The sequence below is a fragment of the Tumebacillus avium genome (genome assembly GCF_002162355.1).
GTDB classification, from domain to species: Bacteria; Bacillota; Bacilli; order Tumebacillales; family Tumebacillaceae; genus Tumebacillus_A; species Tumebacillus_A avium.
Genome location: NZ_CP021434.1, coordinates 3807315 through 3823966, shown reverse-complemented (window position 1 = coordinate 3823966; position 16652 = coordinate 3807315). Strand labels below are relative to the sequence as shown.

Genomic DNA, 16652 nt, shown 5'->3' with positions numbered 1-16652 from the left:
CGTTACACATCGCGTAGAAATAAAAAAAGCCATTGGGAATTACCCAATGACTTCTACTCTATTTTTCACTTCTGCTTCTGTCTTATACACTTTGTCGATCGTCGCACCGCCGAGGCACACATCTCCATCGTAGAGCACGACCGCCTGGCCCGGAGTGACCGCTTTTTGCGGTTGATCGAAGACGATCTCGCAAGTGTTGTTCGGGCGCAGGTGTACGGTGACGCCTTGGTCGGGCTGACGGTAGCGGAACTTAGCGGTGCAGGTGAAGGTCTCCGGGCGGTTCGCTGCGGAGATCAGGTTGAGATCGGTCGCAAACAGTCCGCGCGAGAACAGCTCTTCATGCTCGCCTTGCTCGACGAGCAGCACGTTGCGCTCCAAGTCCTTGCCAACGACAAACCACGGATCGCCCGAGCCGCCGATGCCAAGCCCGTGGCGCTGGCCGAGCGTGTAGTACATCAAGCCGTCATGGTGGCCTTTCACCTCGCCGGCCAATGTCTGCATCTCACCGGGCTGGGCCGGCAAGTATCCGCTCAGGAACTCTTTGAAATTGCGCTCGCCGATGAAGCAGATGCCGGTCGAGTCTTTTTTCTTCGCCGTCGCCAAGTCCGCCTCTTCCGCGATCTTGCGCACGTCCGGCTTCGGCAGGTGGCCGATCGGGAACAGAGCTTTCGACAGCTGGTATTGGTTGAGCTGGTTCAAAAAATAGGTCTGGTCTTTGTTCTGGTCCACCCCGCGCAGCAGACGGTACTCGCCTTCATGCAGCTCCACGCGGGCATAGTGGCCGGTCGCGATATAATCGGCGCCGAGGTCGAGCGCCGCATCGAGAAACTGCTTGAATTTGATCTCGCGGTTGCACAGCACGTCCGGGTTGGGCGTGCGGCCTTTTCTATATTCGTCGAGGAAGTAAGAAAACACTTTCTCGTAATATTCCTTCTCAAAGTTGACCGTGTAATACGGAATGCCGATCTTATCGCAGACGCGGCGGACATCGGCAAAGTCGTCCTCTGCTGTGCAGTGGCCAAACTCGTCGGTGTCATCCCAGTTTTTCATGAATACGCCAATCACATCGTACCCTTGTTGCTTGAGCAGCCAAGCGGTGACCGAAGAGTCGACGCCGCCGGACATGCCCACGACGACGCGGGTTTCTGCCGGTGTTTTACTCATATGCATCCCCAATCCAATGAAACGTTCTGTGTCTGTACCTTAGACTATGTTGTCCATTTTGGCAAGGGGTTATTTTGAAATTCCGTATAAGATAAAATCGCACAGCTCTTCCACCACTTGCTCGCGGTCATGGCGGCCTTCTTCAAGCACCAAGGTGTAATACGCCATGGAGTCGACCAGCGACACGATCATCTGCGAGACCAGCATAGGAGAACAGATGCGCAGTTCGCCCGCTGCCTGCCCCTCTTTCATCAGATCGACGACGCGGTTGCCGATGCTTTCACAAAAGGCGCGGTGCTTAAAGAGCTGGAATTCATGCCCGCCGCCGGAGCGGTAGACTTGGAGCAGTTCTTTTTTATCAGCCAGGGCGTGGAAAAGCGATGTGATGATCGTCTTCAGCACCCCGTCCCCGGTCAGGCTGTTGCCGCTGATGCTTGTGATCTCCTCCCACAGGAGGTCGGTCGTGTTGCGAAACAGCTCGGTCAAAACGGATTCCAACGAGTCAAAGTACAGGTAAAATGTGCCGCGTGCCATTTCGCAAGCTTTGACGATGTCGCTCACGGTGGTCTGTTCATAGCCTTTTTCCGCAAATAAACGGGCAGCTTCTGCCAAGATCCGCTCCTGGCGAACTTCTTTCTTCTGCACTTGCAAAAGTCACACCTCAAATCTTTAGAAAAAAGGGGCGTTTTGCACGCCCCTTCTCCCTAGTATTGTACAGCTTCGTCTTTCGTAACGGAAGACTTTTTGGAACGCTTCAGCGGCCACCAGTTGGCTTCGCCAAACAGGATCGCCAGCGCCGGCACGATCAGGCCCATCACGATCGTGGTGTAGATGGTCAGGCCGATCAGCACGGTTGCGCCGATCTGCACCATCGCGGCCACGCCGGAGAAAATCATCGCGCCAAACGTGCCGCCCATGATCACCGCCGCGGAGATGATCACGCCGCCGGTGGTGGTCATCGCGCGCTTCATCGAAGTGACGACGTTTTGCGTCTCTTTGTACTCTTCACGGAAGCGCGCCATCAGGAAGATCGAATAGTCGACCCCCAGCGCGACCAGCAGCATGAAGGCAAAGAAGGAAACGGTCCACGACAAGCCCGGCTGGCCGAGCATGTCGACAAACAGCCATTCGACGATCCCCATCGTCACCAGGTACGAGAACCCGAGCGACACCAGCAGGTAGATCGGCGCCAGCACCGAGCGCAGCATCAGCGCTAGGACGATGAAGATCCCGAGCAGGATCAGTCCGCCGGTGCGGATGAAGTCGGCTTTGGAAATGGCTTCAAGCTCTTTGTACGACGCGGTGTTGCCGGTGAACTTGATCTCCGCGCTCTTCAGCGCCGTGCCGTACGCGCCTTGCTCGATCGACGTGCGAATATCATCCAGCAGATTCATCGCTTCGTGGGAATAGGGATTGACGTCAAGCACCACTTCCACTTTCGCCACTTTGCCGTCTGCAGACAGGTAGCTGTCGAACGCTTTTTTCAGGTCGGCGTTCTCGTCGACCATCTCCGGCGGCAAGTACCAGCCGTCGATTTGCTTGGCGCCGTTTTCGATCATGCCGGTCTGGGCGTCTTTGACCTGCGTCAGACCGTCAGCGATCTGTCCGAGAGCGTCGGTGCCTTCGCCAAGCCCTTTGTTCAAGTCGTTCAGGCCGGCCTTCAGTTCGCCTACGCCGCTGCCCGCTTGCTTCGCGCCGTCTGCCAGCTGCGTTTGGCCGCTGGTGATCAGGTTCAGCGCGGACACCGATTGGTTCAAACCTTGCGCCAGTTGGTTCATCTGGCCCGGCAGTTGAGCGACGCCCGCCTGCATCTGGCCTTGCGCCGCGCCGATCTGGCCGAGGCCGTTCGCCAGCTCAGCGGTGCCGCCGACAAGCGCCGGCATGCCTTGATTGATCTGGCCCAGCCCTTGAGACACGCCGGACAGACCTTGTGTCACGCCTTGCTGCTTGCCTTGCAGGGCGAGGAAGGACGGGTCATTGGCGAGCTGCGGATAGGCTTGCAGCAGCTGCTGCAGATCGGCCGCCATCGAAGCGGAGGTCTGCTGCAAGGTTTGCACGCCCGTTGCCGTGCCGGTCAAGCCTTGCTGCACGCTGCCCAGTCCGCCGCTGATCGTCTGCAGACCAGTTTGGAGCTTGAAGGTGTTGGTCTTCAACTCGCCAAGACCGTAGCTGAGCTGTTCGAGCTGCGGAAGTCCGGCTTGAATCTGCTCAGCGCCTTGCTGCAGGCCTTGCGCGATCTGGCCGGTGCCTTGCGCGAGTTTGGATTGGTTGGTCGCAATCTCGCCCAAGCCGTTTTGCAGCTTGTCGATGTCGCCGTTGCCGCTGGTCAGGCCGTTTGACGCTTCGGTCAGACCGTCTTTCAGCTCGGTGACACCCGATTTCATCTCGCCGAGCGCGTCGTTGACTTGGCCGAGCTGGTTGCTGAGCACCAGCTCCTCCAACTGCTCGCCAAGCGGGCGTGCCGCGCTGCGGACTTCTTTGACGCCAGGTACAAGGCTGGCGTTTTCGGAGATCTTCTCCAGCGCCGCCAAGCTTTCGGCGTTGCGCATCGACTGGTCAGCGGTGATCGCCACCGTCACCGGGAACATCTCCCCGGACGAGAAGGCGTCTTCGATGGTGCGGAAGCCTTTGACCGACCCGATGTTCTGGTCGATCTCGGCGATCTCGTCAAACGAGCGCTCGTTTTGGAACAACAGGGTCAGCGGTGCGAGCACGATCACTGTGATCAGCAGCACCAACAGCGGTTTTCTGGATACGAGACCCGCCATGCCGCCCCACATTTTCGATTCGCCATGATCTTTGCCCGGTTTGATCTGGAACGGCCAGTACATCTTGGGGCCGAGGATCATCATCAAGGCCGGGGTTAAGGTCAGGCCTGCGATCAGCGTCGCCGCCATCCCGATCGCTACGCCAACTGCCGACTGATACAGACCGAATTTCGCGAATCCGATCATGAAAAAGCCGATCAGGACGGTCGAAGCGGAGAAGATGACCGTTTTGCCAACCGTTTGCATCGTTTTCACCAGCGCGTCGACGCGATCCAAGCCTTTGGACAGCTCTTCCCGGAAGCGGTGGATCAACAGGATGCAGTAGTCGGTCCCTGCGCCGAACAGAACGGCGACGAGGAACGTCTCGGTGAACGAGGACACCGGCATCCCGTATTTGGTCGCCAGTGCGACCAGACCGCGGGACAGTACAAAGGACAGCCCGATGGTCAAAAGCGGCACAAACGGCGCAACCGGGGAACGGAAGACGAGCAGCAAGATCCCGAGCACGAGCCCGATGGTCAAGAACTCCGTCTTTTTCAAGCCCTCTTGCGACGTGGCCATGTAGTCCTTCATGATCGCCGCGCCGCCGGTGACGTATGCTGCTGCACCGTCCGGCGCTTCGGTGAGGCGTTCACGAAGCTTGTCGACGCTCTCTTGTGTCACTTCTGCCGCGTCTTCGCGCGGGAAGCCGACAAGGAGCATCTGTGTGGTTTTGTCTTTGCTTTCAAACTTGTCGGCCAGCGCCGGTTCATCGTATGCAGTCTGGGTGTTTTGAATGCCGAGTTCTGTTTTATCCCGGTTCAGTTCTTCCCATTTTGCCTTTAGCCAATCCCGGTCGCCTGCGGACAGCCCGCCGTCGCGATGCATGACGACGATCGCTGTTGAGCCTGCCTGATCTTCTGTGGTGATCTGCTCGAGAAGCTGTTTCGCCTGCTCCGATTCGGCGTCAGACGGAACGAACTTCGTCTCTGTCTCCGCGATGATCTTCCCGAGATCGGGCATCACGAACACCGAGCCTGCGACCAGCGCCACCCACAAAATCAGCACAAACCAGCGGGCCTTCGCCAAGCCGCGAATCCATGTTTCGATCAAAGGTCTCTCCCCTCCTCTGATGGGACAATGACACCGTGTCATTTAAGTCACAAGAGTTACTATACAGCGAAAAATGACACGGTGTCAACCAAAAACTGAAGACAAAAAAAGACCCGATCCAGTAACGGATCGGGTCTTTCTCTTTGCCTAGCGACGTCCTACTCTCCCAGGACCCTGCGGTCCAAGTACCATCGGCTCTGCAGAGCTTAACTTCTGTGTTCGGGATGGGAACAGGTGTGACCTCTGCGACATTATCACTAGATATGGTGGGCCCAAGAAGATTCGAACTTCCGACCTCACGATTATCAGTCGTGCGCTCTAGCCAACTGAGCTATGGGCCCTTGTGTGGAGCGGATGATGGGAATCGAACCCACGCTGGCGGCTTGGGAAGCCGCAGTTCTACCATTGAACTACATCCGCAAGTGGCGGAGAGCAAGGGATTCGAACCCTCGATACTGTTTCCAGTATACTCCCTTAGCAGGGGAGCGCCTTCGACCGACTCGGCCAACTCTCCGTGGAACAATCAAATTGTAAAAGTGGCGGAGCTGACGGGATTCGAACCCGCGGTCTCCCGCGTGACAGGCGGGCATGTTAGGCCACTACACCACAGCTCCATGTGGTTGCGGGGACAGGACTTGAACCTGCGACCTTCGGGTTATGAGCCCGACGAGCTGCCAACTGCTCCACCCCGCGACAATGATTAAGTTGTAAAACTGGTGGAGGTTGACGGGATCGAACCGCCGACCCTCTGCTTGTAAGGCAGATGCTCTCCCAGCTGAGCTAAACCTCCAAATGGTGACTCGTACGGGATTCGAACCCGTGAATGCCGCCTTGAAAGGGCGGTGAGTTAAGCCGCTTCTCCAACGAGCCAGAGTGGCTCCTCAAACAGGACTCGAACCTGTGACCATCCGATTAACAGTCGGGCGCTCTACCAACTGAGCTATTGAGGAACAGTGGTGGAGATAAGCGGATTCGAACCGCTGACCCCCTGCTTGCAAGGCAGGTGCTCTACCAACTGAGCTATACCCCCAAGTGAAAATGGCGTGCCCAGAGAGATTCGAACTCCCGGCCTTTTGATTCGTAGTCAAACGCTCTATCCAGCTGAGCTATGGGCACATGTATCAAGTTGTAGAGAAAATGGTGCGGATGAAGGGACTCGAACCCCCACGGTCGCCCGCTGGTACCTAAAACCAGTGCGTCTGCCAATTCCGCCACATCCGCTCAAAGATCAATGGCTGGGGAGGAAGGGATCGAACCTTCGCATGACGGAGTCAAAGTCCGTTGCCTTACCGCTTGGCGACTCCCCATCGACTGAGTATATAATGTACCACATCTCACAAAGTGATGCAAGTGGTATTTTTTAAGAAAGTGGCAGGGGCAGTAGGACTTGAACCCACGACATCCGGTTTTGGAGACCGACGTTCTACCAACTGAACTATACCCCTGTATTGTTCGTGAGAATTACTGTATCACATCTCACTGTCAGCGTCAAGCGCTCGTTTGTTGCCCGCCTGACGAGATATAATGTACCATGGACAGAGCGTCTTTTCAACGCTTTTGAACGAACAAAACTGCACAATATCGCCCATTGGCTAGAAAAAGGTTCAATTTTCTGCTCCGCAGCACCTTTCCCGCCTCGATCCGCATAGGCTGGTAACAGCGAAGGAAGGTGAAAACAGGCGCATGATGAACAATGACAACAACGGGAACTCATTTGATCAAATGCGCGGTCTCGGCAACATGAACGAAGGATTGCGCCGCATGTTTGGCCCGCAGTTTCTGCAAAACGTGATGAAGCAGCTGCCGATGGCGGAGCTGAACAAGTTGCAGTCGATGCCGGACTGGCAAGGCATGTTTGGCGGCCAAGGTCTGCACGGCTCCGATGTGACGAGCGGCGGCCAGTTCCCCCGCATCGACATCTATCAGACCCGCCAGGAAGTGGTCGCCGTCATCGAAGTGCCGGGGCTGGAATCGGCGAGTGACGTGAAGGTTGACGTGCAGCCGGAGCAGCTCAGCGTCTCCGGGTCGCTGGCCGGCCGCTTCAACAATTTCGCCAAAGACCGCTTCCACCTCGATGAACGGTTTCGCGGGAGCTTCGACCGCAGCGTCATCCTCCCCACCCGCGTCCGCCCGCAGCAGGCGCGCGCCCAATACCGCAACGGCCTGCTCGAAGTCCGCATGATCAAGGACACCCGCAAAGGCCCGAAAAAAAGAGGGCACAACGTACCGATCAACTTCTAAAGACCGCCGTTCCGCGACAAAAAACCACAGACCAATGCAAGCATTCGGTTCCTGGTCACCGTCTGAGGCAATATCCGCGACAAAAAGACCGCAGTCGGCCTGCGGTCTTTTCTGCTGCTTGCGTTAGGTCCAGATGTCTTCCCCGTCGTACAGGTCGGTGTCGGCCGGCTCTTCGACGTTGATCTCGCCCGTTTGAAACGCTTCGTGGTACCAGTAGGCCAGCGAATCGAGAGCATCGGAGACGGGAAGCTCTGCCGTTTTGACATCGTTTAAGATGCCAAAGATATGCTCGATCGAAGCTCCCTGCGGCAATTGATCTTCACGGTTGTACACGGTTGCATCACCTCACCGTCAAGTCTTCCCCGCTGCTGCCGAAAATAAAAAAGAAGCGCCCTAATAAAAAAAGAAGTGCTCCAAAGGAACACTTCTCAAGCGTTATTCTATCTCAACGCTTATTCAGCAGCGTGGAAACTTACGTTCTTCATCGGGGTAAACGTAGAAATTGCGTGCTTGTAGACCATCTGCTGCTTGCCTTCCGACTCGACGATGATCGTGAAATTGTCAAATGCTTTGACAACGCCGCGAATTTGGAAACCGTTCACGAGGTAAATGATCACCGGAATGTTATCCTTGCGGATCTGATTCAGAAAGTGATCTTGGATATTGATCTGTTGTTTGTTCAAAATATTTACCCCCACTCTTTTTTTTATATGGTATTCGTACCCCTTCTATGAAATTCCTTCTAGCAAGTTGCGGATTTTTCGCAAACGTTCTGCTTCGTTCGCAGTTTGGACATCGAACCAATGAATCCGCTCTTCCCGTCGCCACCAGGACAACTGGCGCTTGGCATAACGCCTGGAGCCCTGTTTAACCGCCTCCACCGCCTCCTCAAGCGTCAGCCGCCCGGCGAGGTGGTCGACGATCTCCTTGTAGCCGATGGCCTGCATGCTTTGCAGGTCGCGGTGGTAGCCCGCATCTAAAAGGGTTTTCACTTCTTCGAGCAGCCCCTGCCCGATCATGATGTCCACGCGCCGGTTGATCCGCTCGTACAGCTCCTGCCGGTCCTCCAGATTCAAGCCGACCAGCACCGGGTCGTAGGGCCCTTCTGCCGCCTGATTGGCAAAAGACTCGGACAGCGGAACGCCGGTGGCATGATGCACTTCCAGCGCGCGAATGACGCGTTTGACATCGTTGGGATGCAGGCGCTCCGCTGTGACCGGGTCGACTTCCTGCAACTGCTTATGTAAGGGTTCGCCGCCATGCTCTTCGGCTTGCTGCCAGAGCTGCTGGCGAAACTCGGGGTCTTCTTTTGCTTCCGTAAAATCCATCGGATCGATCAGCGCTTTCACATACAGCATCGTGCCGCCGACGATGATCGGCAGTTTGCCGCGCGCCTCAATGTCGCGAATCACGCGGTCGGCGTATGTTTTGAACTCCACGACCGTATACGGCTGGTCGGGCGCGACCAGATCGAGTCCGTAATGCGGGATCGCGTCCATCTCCTCCGGCGTGATCTTCGCCGTGCCGATGTCCATGCCCCTGTAGATCTGCATCGAATCGGCCGAGATGATCTCGCCGTCAAACTCCTTGGCACAGGCCAGGCTGAGCGCAGTTTTGCCGACGGCGGTCGGTCCCACGATGATCAAAATCTTCGGTTTTGCCCCCATCATATGCCCGCCTCCTCCAGGTCAATCACCCCATAATTTGTCGAACCGGAAGACTTGCGCAAAATTTGAAAGCCGAGACGCGCAAACTCTTTGGAGTACCAGCGCTCTTTCATCACGACGCGCCGTCTGGCCACGCGCTTCGCCTCTTCGATGGCGGCCAGTTCGACCGGGCGGTCATTGCCGAGGACGCGCATCGGCTCCATCGCCTGCGACTTCTCGACGGTGCGGCGGAACATCGGGTCAAAATAGACGATGTCGACCGACTTATCGGGCAGCGAGCGCAGGTAGTCGAGATGGTCGGCACAGACCACTTCCACGCGCCGCATCGCTTCGTTGACCGCTTTGACATCGACGGTGACTTCCTTGAGTCCGCGCTGCACGATGTAGGCGATGACCGGCGATGATTCCACGCCGATCACCCGTCCCGTCTCGCCTGCGACGTGGGCAAACACGATCGAATCCGAGCCGAGGCCAAGCGTACAGTCGAGGATGACATCGCCGGGACGGGCGTCGGTATATTCGATCACGATATCATTGTCGCCAGATTTAAGCCGCTTAATTCTTGTATTTGCCATGCTTGGATGAAAAAAGAATTCTTCGTCGCCGATGTGCAGTTTGACCCGCTCGGAGACGACGAGCAGAGGATCGCCGTAGATTTCCTGCATCTTGCCTAAGCCGCGCTTCTTGCGCTCGACGTACGTGCCGCCGATCGCTTCGGCGTAGACGTGGGCCTGCTCGACGTATTCATCCCGGACTTTCAGCCCGGTGGTTACGGTAATTGGACGGTTTTGCACCTACATCACCCTTTTAAATTGCTTCTCCAGATCGTAGTTCGACATGTGGATGATGATCGGGCGTCCGTGCGGGCAGGTGAACGGATTTTTCAGCTCCCGCAACTGGTCGCATAAGGCGATCATCTCCGGCATCGACAGCCACTGGTTTGCTTTGATCGCTGCTTTGCATGCTTTGGTGATGACTTTGTTTTCGATCAGCTGCAGCGGGTTGCGCGCGCTGCCTTCCTGGAGCAGTTCGTCGATCAGCTCCTGCAGGAGAGCTTGCGTGTTTTGCCCTTCCCAGATGTCGGGGACGGAGCGGATCAAAAACGACTTGCCGCCGAAGCTCTCCACTTCGATCTGGCATTCCATGAGCGCCGGAATCCGCTCTTCCAGTTGGGCAGCTTCGGCTGCGGTCAGCTCCAGCGTCAACGGCACCAAGAGCGGCAAGGGATGGATCTGGCGCGTGGCCAGCCTGCCGGAGAACTTCTCAAACAGCACTTTCTCATGCGCGGCGTGCTGGTCGATCAGAAACAGCCCCGTGTCATCCTGCGCCACGATGTACATGCCCAGCACCTGAGCCACCGGCTGGAACTGCGGGACGTTGGAGCGTGCTTCTTCGGCACTTGTTTCTTCAAGAATCGGTTCTTTAGCAATCGGTTCTTCCACAACCGGTGCAGGTGCAGGCGGCGGTGGCGTTTTGTATGCCCCAAGCGCCGCTTCCACCTGCTTGCGCGTCAGATTTTGATCCCGCTCCCGCTCTTTCGGGCGGTACGAGGTCGTCGGCGTTTCGCGGACGAGGGCGCCGCCTTGGGGCAGGGGTTCGCGGTATTTGGGGCCGTTTGCACCGGGGATGTATCTGGCCGGAGCCGTCGGTGCAGGTGCAGGTTCAGAAGGCGGCGAGATGACGCGCAGGTCCATCGTCTCCTGCGACGATTTTTCTTTTGGCTCGGTATCGATCGACTTCGCTGTCGCTTTCGGAATAAAGGTCTGACCTTTCAAGGCGCTTTCCACCGCTTGCTGCACGGCGGTCATCACGTCTTTTTCCTCGGAGAAGCGCACTTCCAGCTTGTTCGGGTGCACGTTCACATCAACCAGACCCGGGTCGAGCGTCAGCGACAGCACGACCACCGGATAGCGGTTGATCGGCAACAGCGTATGGTACGCCGACTGCACGGCGTTCATCATCTGATAGCTGCGCACAAAACGCCCGTTGATGAAAAAGGAGCAATGGTTGCGGTTGGCCCGGTTGAGTTCAGGATACCCTGCCACGCCCTCGATCTTGTAATCGTACGTCTCCCACTCCACCGGCACCATCTGCCGCGCAATGTCGCTGCCGTAGATCGCCGCGACCGCATGCAAGAGCTTGCCGTCGCCCGGCGTCTGGATCACCTGCCGCCCGTTGTGGTACAGCCGAAACGAGATCTGCGGGTGCGCCAAAGCCATCCGGTTCACATAGTCCAAAATGTGCCCCAGCTCCGTCTGAATCGACTTGAGGTACTTCAAGCGGGCCGGCGTGTTGTAAAACAGATCGCGCACGGCGATCTCCGTCCCCTTTTTCGCCGCACAGACATCATGCGTGACCAGGGTGCCGCCGTCAATTTTGACCAGCGTTCCCTCATTCGCCTCCAGTGTCCGCGTCTTCACTTCCACTTTTGCCACCGATGCGATCGACGGCAATGCCTCGCCGCGAAAGCCCAGCGTGCGGATGCGGAACAGGTCTTTGTCGGTCTTGATCTTGCTGGTCGCGTGGCGCTCAAACGCCTTCAAAGCATCGTCTTTCTCCATCCCGATGCCGTTGTCGGCGACTTTGATCAGGTCAAGCCCGCCTTGCTCGATCTCGACGATGATCTGCGTGCTGTCCGCATCGACCGCGTTTTCGAGCAGTTCCTTGATGACCGACGCCGGGCGTTCCACAACTTCCCCGGCGGCGATCTTGTTGGCGAGCAGGTCGCTCAAGACTTCAATTCTTCCCATTATGCCTCACTTCCCCGCGCTTTTTGCTGGAGCTGGTAGAGCAGATTCATCGCATCGAGCGGCGTCAGTTTCATCACGTCAAGCGTGCGCAGCTCTTCCACCACCGGATGCTCGCCCGCTCCGTCGGCAAACAACGACAGCTGCAACGACGGCGACGCCTCTTTGGCCGGCTTCTTTTTCACAGAAGCAGCGGCAGGCGCTTCCGTTTCATACGCCGTCGCCGCCTCGCGCACCACGTCGTCACGCAGGATCATCGCGCCGCCCAGCTCATCTTTTTGCTTGTACACAACGAGTTTCGACTCCGGCTTGCCATGCTCCAGTTCGGCCAAAATCTCCCGTGCCCGTGCCAGCACTTCCTGCGGCAGCCCGGCCAGCTTGGCGACCTGAATCCCGTAGGAGCGGTCGGCCGCCTGCGGAAGAATCTTGCGCAGGAACACGATGCCGTCGCCTTGCTCCTGCACATGTGTCGAGTAGTGCCGCACGCCAACAAACGTCTTGGTGAACTCGGTCAACTCATGATAATGCGTCGCAAACAGCGTCTTCGCGCCGACTTGCGGATTCTGGTGCAGGAATTCCACCACCGCCTGCGCGATCGAGATGCCGTCAAACGTCGACGTCCCGCGCCCGATCTCATCGAGGATGATCAGGCTCTTCGGCGTGGCGTGATGCAAAATGTTCGCCAACTCCACCATTTCGACCATAAACGTCGACTGTCCGCCCGCCAGGTCATCCGATGCGCCGATGCGCGTAAACACGCGGTCGACAATCCCGATCTCAGCATGATCGGCCGGAACAAAACTGCCCATCTGGGCGAGCAGCACGATCAAAGCCACCTGCCGCATATAGGTCGACTTACCGGCCATGTTCGGCCCGGTGATCAGCGAGATCTGATGACCGCCATTGTCGAGCAAAGTATCGTTCGCGACAAAAGGCTCGCCTTTCAGCATCGCTTCCACCACCGGATGGCGTCCTTCGGTGATCACGATCCGGTCATCGGTCGCGATCATCGGGCGTACATAGCGGCGTTTCGCCGACACGGTCGCCAGAGACTGCAACACGTCGGTCAGCGCGATCGCTTCTGCCGCCTGCTGGATCTTGGCAAGCCACGTCGCCACTTCATCGCGCACGCCCACAAACGTCTGGTACTCCAGATCGAGCAGCTTTTCTTCCGCTTCCAGGATCAGAGATTCTTTTTCCTTCAGTTCCGGCGTCACGTACCGCTCGCCGTTGGTCAAGGTCTGCTTGCGCTCATACGTGTCCGGCACGTACTGCACGTTGGTGCGCGACACTTCGATGTAGTAGCCAAACACTTTGTTGAAACCAACTTTCAGCGACTTGATGCCCGTCTTCTCGCGCTCCGTCGCTTCCAGATTGGCGATCCATTGCTTCCCTTCGCGGCTCGCCTGCTTCAACGTGTCCAGATATTCGTCAAAACCGTCGCGGATCACCCCGCCGTCCTTTAAAGAAACGGGCGGCTCGTCCACCACCGCGCGCTCGATCAGATCGACGACCGGCCCAAAATCTTCAATCCGCCCGGCGATGTTTTGCAACAGCCCGACAGCCGTGCCTCCCAACCGCTCTTTCAGATGCGGCAAAATCGACAAGGACGATCCGATCGCCTGCAGATCACGCGCATTCGCCGAGCCGTACGCCACCCGCGCCACCAGGCGCTCCAGGTCATAGACCAGATCGAGCAGTTGGCGCACATCTTCGCGCAAGAGCAGGTGGTCATTCAGCTCGCCGACCGCATCGAGGCGCTCTTCGATCCGCTGCTTGTTGGCCAGCGGCCGCTCGACAAAGCGGCGCAAGAGCCGCCCGCCCATCGCCGTCACCGTCTCATCGAGCAGCCCAAGCAAAGCCCCGTGCTTGCTCTTGTCCCGCAGCGTCTCGATCAGCTCCAGATTGCGCCGGGAAAAAGCGTCCAAGGTCATGTACTCGTCACTCGTGATATACGACGGCATCTTCAGGTGGCTCAAGCTGCGCTTTTGCGTCGATTGCAGGTACGACAAGAGCATCCCCGCCGCCGACACCGCCAGCGGATGATCGGCAAGACCAAACGACTCCACCGAAATCACGCCAAAATGCCCCAGCAGCGTCTCGCTCGCCCGGTCATGGCGATGCGACTTCTCGCCGCCCGCCGTCAGCACCGTGCGCAAGAGTTCCTGCACGGTCACCGCATATTCGCTCCCTGCTTCGCCCGCCGGCACGACAACTTCGGCCGGCTGATAGCACACCATCTCATCGAGCATCGCCTGCTCGTCCCCATGCTCGACGACCAGCAGTTCCCCGGTCGAAAGGTCGCAGAACGACACGCCAAACACGCCGTCCTTATGCACGATCGACGCGAGGTACAGATTGGCTTTTTCCTGCAGGGCTTTGCTTTCCATCACCGTGCCCGGCGTCACGACGCGCACGATCTCGCGGCGCACGATGCCTTTGGCGGCCGAAGCGTCTTCCACCTGGTCGCAGATCGCGACTTTGTAGCCTTTTTCCACGAGGCGCAGCACATAGTTCTCCGCCGAGTGATGCGGCACGCCGCACATCGGAATCTTTTCATCCGAACCGCTGCCCCGTCCGGTCAGCGTGATCTCCAGCTCCCGTGCGGCCGTCACCGCATCGTCAAAAAACAGTTCATAAAAATCGCCTAAGCGAAAAAACAGCAAGGCGTCCGGCGCCTGTGCTTTTGTGTCCATATATTGTTGCATCATCGGTGTAAACTTCGCCATTTCAGCTAAATCCTCCCGCTCTACACACATTCGTTGTCCATTATAACAAAACTCGTCAAAATTCGTCCTGTTTGTCCCTAACCTTATTCAAATAAAAAAGCCCGATTCCTCTTCTGAGAAACCAGACTTTTTCTGTCAAAACTTCTATTTATGTGCTCAACGCGCGATTACGCCGAGCAGGTCGAAGCGCTGCCGGTACATCCGGCCGCGCTGGACACGCCGTCACAGCCGGTCGACGGGCAGGACGAGCAGCATCCGCCTTCCTGTTCGAGCACGATATCGAGGCGGCCCGACAAGGTCGCGGTCAGAATTTTCGTCACATGCTCGATCACTTCGGACAGCCCTTGCTGTGCGGACGTGAAATGACGAACAACATCGAGCCCTTCCAGACGGTCGAGCACAGCGTCAACCTCTTCACCCGACGCTTGCTTCTGCTGCAGCTCGGCGATCAGGCTTTGCGCTTCCCCGTCTTGGTGCAGGTCGCGCTCTGCTTGTTTAAAAATGGACATTTCCAGCGACCGCGTCACCATCGCGCCGATCTGTTCGGCGCGCTCGGCGAGCACGGGATGTGTGGCGAGTGCGTTGCTCATACAATTACCCCCTGCGGCAGGACTTCACCGCGCAAGTACCAGGTCTTGGCTTCGGTGACTTTGACATGAATCATTTGGCCGATCAGTGTTTTGGCGCCTTCGATATGCACCAGCTTGTTCGATTCGGTGCGTGCTTGCAGCACGTCCGCATTGTTCTTCGATTCGCATTCGACCAAAACGTTCAGCACATGGCCGACCAGCTTTTGGTTCTGCTCCAGCGAGATCCCATCCTGCACTTCATTCAGACGGTACAGACGCTTTTTCTTGTCTTCTTCCGACACATCATCCGGCAGGCGGGTCGCAGGCGTGCCGGCGCGCGGCGAGTAGACAAACGTGAATGCGCCTTCATAGCGCACCTCTTCGAGCAGCGACACCGTTTCCTGGAACTGCTCTTCCGTTTCGCCCGGGAAGCCGACGATGATATCGGTGGTCAGCGCCACGTCCGGGATGCGGGTCTTGATCCGGCTGACCAGATCGAGGTACTCCTCACGGGTGTACCCGCGCTTCATGCGGCGCAGCACCTGCGACGAGCCCGACTGCACCGGCAGATGGATGAAGTTCGGGATCTGCTTGTGGCGGGCGATCGTGTCGATCAGCTTGTCCGTAAAGTTCCACGGGTTGGACGTGGTGAAGCGGATGCGTTCGATCCCGTCCACCCCGGCTGCCAGCTCCAAGAGATCGGCAAAATCGACACCTTCGAGGTCGATGCCGTAGTCGTTGACGTTTTGGCCCAGCAAAGTGATCTCTTTGTAGCCTTCCGCCGCCAATTGCTTGATCTCTTCGATGACGTCCTGCGGCAGGCGCGAACGCTCTTCGCCGCGGGTAAACGGCACGATGCAGTAGGTGCAGAACTTGTTGCAGCCATATTGGATGTTGACCCAGGCGCGCACATCGTCTTTGCGGACTTTCGGCAGGTTCTCGATCGTGCCGTCATGCGCGGCATCCCACACGTCAAAGATCGTCAATTTGCTGTGGTGCGCCTGTTCGACGAGGCTCGGCAGCACGTGTACGTTGTGCGTGCCAAACACGATGTCGACATGCGGATGCGTGGTGCGGATGCGTTCGCGAACGACCTCTTCCTGCGCCATGCAGCCGCAGAGGCCGATGATCAGGTTGGGATTCTTCGCTTTATACGGCTTCAAGGTGCCGAGGTTGCCCCAGACCTTGTCTTCTGCGTTTTCGCGGACGGCGCAGGTGTTGTACAGGATAAAATCGGCATCATACATCTCGCGTGCCGGCGTGTAACCCATCTCTTCAAGCATCCCGGACATGATTTCGGTATCATGTTCGTTCATCTGGCAACCGTGCGTGCGGATAAAGTAGGTCTTCCCTTCGCCAAGCCGGCCCACTTCTTTGGCGATCTCGCGGTAATCGACGCGCTGGCGCTCCGCGATTGTCGGGCGGTGGGTGTCGGCAGCATGCTGGTCGAGGTCATCTATTTGAATGAAACCTTCATTATTTACGCTCATCTGAATCCCCTTTCTCTTCGTCCTTGACTATCTGCCATTATATCGAAAAAGATCAGGGAAATACAGTGTATAAAAAAGCACAAAAAAAGACCCGCCTAGCCAGGGCGGGTCGTAACCGTGCGGAAGGTCATGAGTCAACCGCACGGATTCCGTTCATTTTGCTCGAGTCCACAGTGCAAATGCCA

General features: G+C 57.4%; 12 protein-coding genes, 13 tRNA genes and 1 rRNA gene. 1 reads left to right on the top strand and 25 read right to left on the bottom strand.

Features of this window, described 5'->3' with window-relative positions; all coding sequences use genetic code 11:
• Nucleotides 1-39 precede the first annotated feature (39 nt).
• From mnmA to CBW65_RS18420, 17 genes are all read right to left on the bottom strand, one after another.
• Complete coding sequence (gene mnmA, locus CBW65_RS18500; protein ID WP_198299654.1) at nt 40-1164, bottom strand: tRNA 2-thiouridine(34) synthase MnmA; 1125 nt, start codon at nt 1162-1164, stop codon at nt 40-42.
• A 69-nt stretch (nt 1165-1233) separates the two neighbouring features.
• A complete protein-coding gene (locus CBW65_RS18495; protein ID WP_157722050.1) occupies nt 1234-1809 on the bottom strand; it encodes a TetR/AcrR family transcriptional regulator in 576 nt (191 codons plus the stop codon).
• Nucleotides 1810-1868: 59 nt separating this feature from the next.
• Entirely contained in the window at nt 1869-5024 is a 3156-nt protein-coding gene (locus CBW65_RS18490) for an MMPL family transporter (protein WP_198299653.1), read from the bottom strand.
• Nucleotides 5025-5169: 145 nt separating this feature from the next.
• Nucleotides 5170-5286 (bottom strand): 5S ribosomal RNA (gene rrf, locus CBW65_RS18485).
• A 2-nt stretch (nt 5287-5288) separates the two neighbouring features.
• Nucleotides 5289-5365: transfer RNA gene (locus CBW65_RS18480), tRNA-Ile, on the bottom strand.
• Nucleotides 5366-5370: 5 nt separating this feature from the next.
• Nucleotides 5371-5444, bottom strand: a tRNA-Gly gene (locus CBW65_RS18475).
• A 3-nt stretch (nt 5445-5447) separates the two neighbouring features.
• Nucleotides 5448-5538: transfer RNA gene (locus tag CBW65_RS18470), tRNA-Ser, on the bottom strand.
• Nucleotides 5539-5561: 23 nt separating this feature from the next.
• Nucleotides 5562-5638, bottom strand: a tRNA-Asp gene (locus CBW65_RS18465).
• Between the two features lie 3 nt (nt 5639-5641).
• A tRNA-Met gene (locus CBW65_RS18460) sits at nt 5642-5717 on the bottom strand.
• Between the two features lie 21 nt (nt 5718-5738).
• Nucleotides 5739-5814, bottom strand: a tRNA-Val gene (locus CBW65_RS18455).
• 3 nt (nt 5815-5817) lie between these two features.
• Nucleotides 5818-5894: transfer RNA gene (locus CBW65_RS18450), tRNA-Glu, on the bottom strand.
• Between the two features lie 4 nt (nt 5895-5898).
• Nucleotides 5899-5974, bottom strand: a tRNA-Asn gene (locus tag CBW65_RS18445).
• A 4-nt stretch (nt 5975-5978) separates the two neighbouring features.
• A tRNA-Ala gene (locus CBW65_RS18440) sits at nt 5979-6054 on the bottom strand.
• Between the two features lie 9 nt (nt 6055-6063).
• Nucleotides 6064-6140, bottom strand: a tRNA-Arg gene (locus tag CBW65_RS18435).
• Nucleotides 6141-6162: 22 nt separating this feature from the next.
• Nucleotides 6163-6245, bottom strand: a tRNA-Leu gene (locus CBW65_RS18430).
• A gap of 11 nt (nt 6246-6256) precedes the next feature.
• A tRNA-Gln gene (locus CBW65_RS18425) sits at nt 6257-6331 on the bottom strand.
• 62 nt (nt 6332-6393) lie between these two features.
• Nucleotides 6394-6469 (bottom strand) — tRNA-Trp (locus tag CBW65_RS18420).
• Nucleotides 6470-6707: 238 nt separating this feature from the next.
• Between CBW65_RS18420 and CBW65_RS18415 the strand changes: the two genes are divergently transcribed.
• A complete protein-coding gene (locus CBW65_RS18415; RefSeq protein WP_087458081.1) occupies nt 6708-7265 on the top strand; it encodes an Hsp20/alpha crystallin family protein in 558 nt (185 codons plus the stop codon).
• 123 nt (nt 7266-7388) lie between these two features.
• On the opposite strand, the gene CBW65_RS18410 is transcribed toward CBW65_RS18415, so the two are convergent.
• The 8 genes from CBW65_RS18410 to miaB form a co-directional block, all read right to left on the bottom strand.
• On the bottom strand, nt 7389-7598 hold the full coding sequence (locus CBW65_RS18410) for a hypothetical protein (RefSeq protein ID WP_087458080.1): 210 nt from the start codon (nt 7596-7598) through the stop codon (nt 7389-7391).
• A gap of 119 nt (nt 7599-7717) precedes the next feature.
• The gene (gene hfq, locus CBW65_RS18405; protein ID WP_038094535.1) at nt 7718-7948 is read right to left on the bottom strand and encodes an RNA chaperone Hfq; all 231 of its coding nucleotides are present in this window, start codon (nt 7946-7948) and stop codon (nt 7718-7720) included.
• A 45-nt stretch (nt 7949-7993) separates the two neighbouring features.
• On the bottom strand, nt 7994-8932 hold the full coding sequence (gene miaA, locus CBW65_RS18400; RefSeq protein ID WP_087458079.1) for a tRNA (adenosine(37)-N6)-dimethylallyltransferase MiaA: 939 nt from the start codon (nt 8930-8932) through the stop codon (nt 7994-7996).
• Complete coding sequence (locus CBW65_RS18395) at nt 8932-9726, bottom strand: class I SAM-dependent methyltransferase (RefSeq protein ID WP_087458078.1); 795 nt, start codon at nt 9724-9726, stop codon at nt 8932-8934. The genes miaA and CBW65_RS18395 overlap by 1 nt, the downstream gene beginning before the upstream one ends.
• A complete protein-coding gene (mutL, locus tag CBW65_RS18390) occupies nt 9727-11682 on the bottom strand; it encodes a DNA mismatch repair endonuclease MutL (RefSeq protein ID WP_087458077.1) in 1956 nt (651 codons plus the stop codon).
• A complete protein-coding gene (gene mutS, locus CBW65_RS18385) occupies nt 11682-14408 on the bottom strand; it encodes a DNA mismatch repair protein MutS (protein ID WP_087458076.1) in 2727 nt (908 codons plus the stop codon). The genes mutL and mutS overlap by 1 nt, the downstream gene beginning before the upstream one ends.
• A gap of 167 nt (nt 14409-14575) precedes the next feature.
• Nucleotides 14576-14998, bottom strand: a complete 423-nt coding sequence (locus CBW65_RS18380; protein WP_087458075.1) for a YlbF/YmcA family competence regulator — start codon at nt 14996-14998, stop codon at nt 14576-14578.
• Entirely contained in the window at nt 14995-16467 is a 1473-nt protein-coding gene (gene miaB / locus CBW65_RS18375; RefSeq protein ID WP_087458074.1) for a tRNA (N6-isopentenyl adenosine(37)-C2)-methylthiotransferase MiaB, read from the bottom strand. Before miaB ends, CBW65_RS18380 begins: the two co-directional genes overlap by 4 nt.
• Nucleotides 16468-16652: the final 185 nt, after the last annotated feature.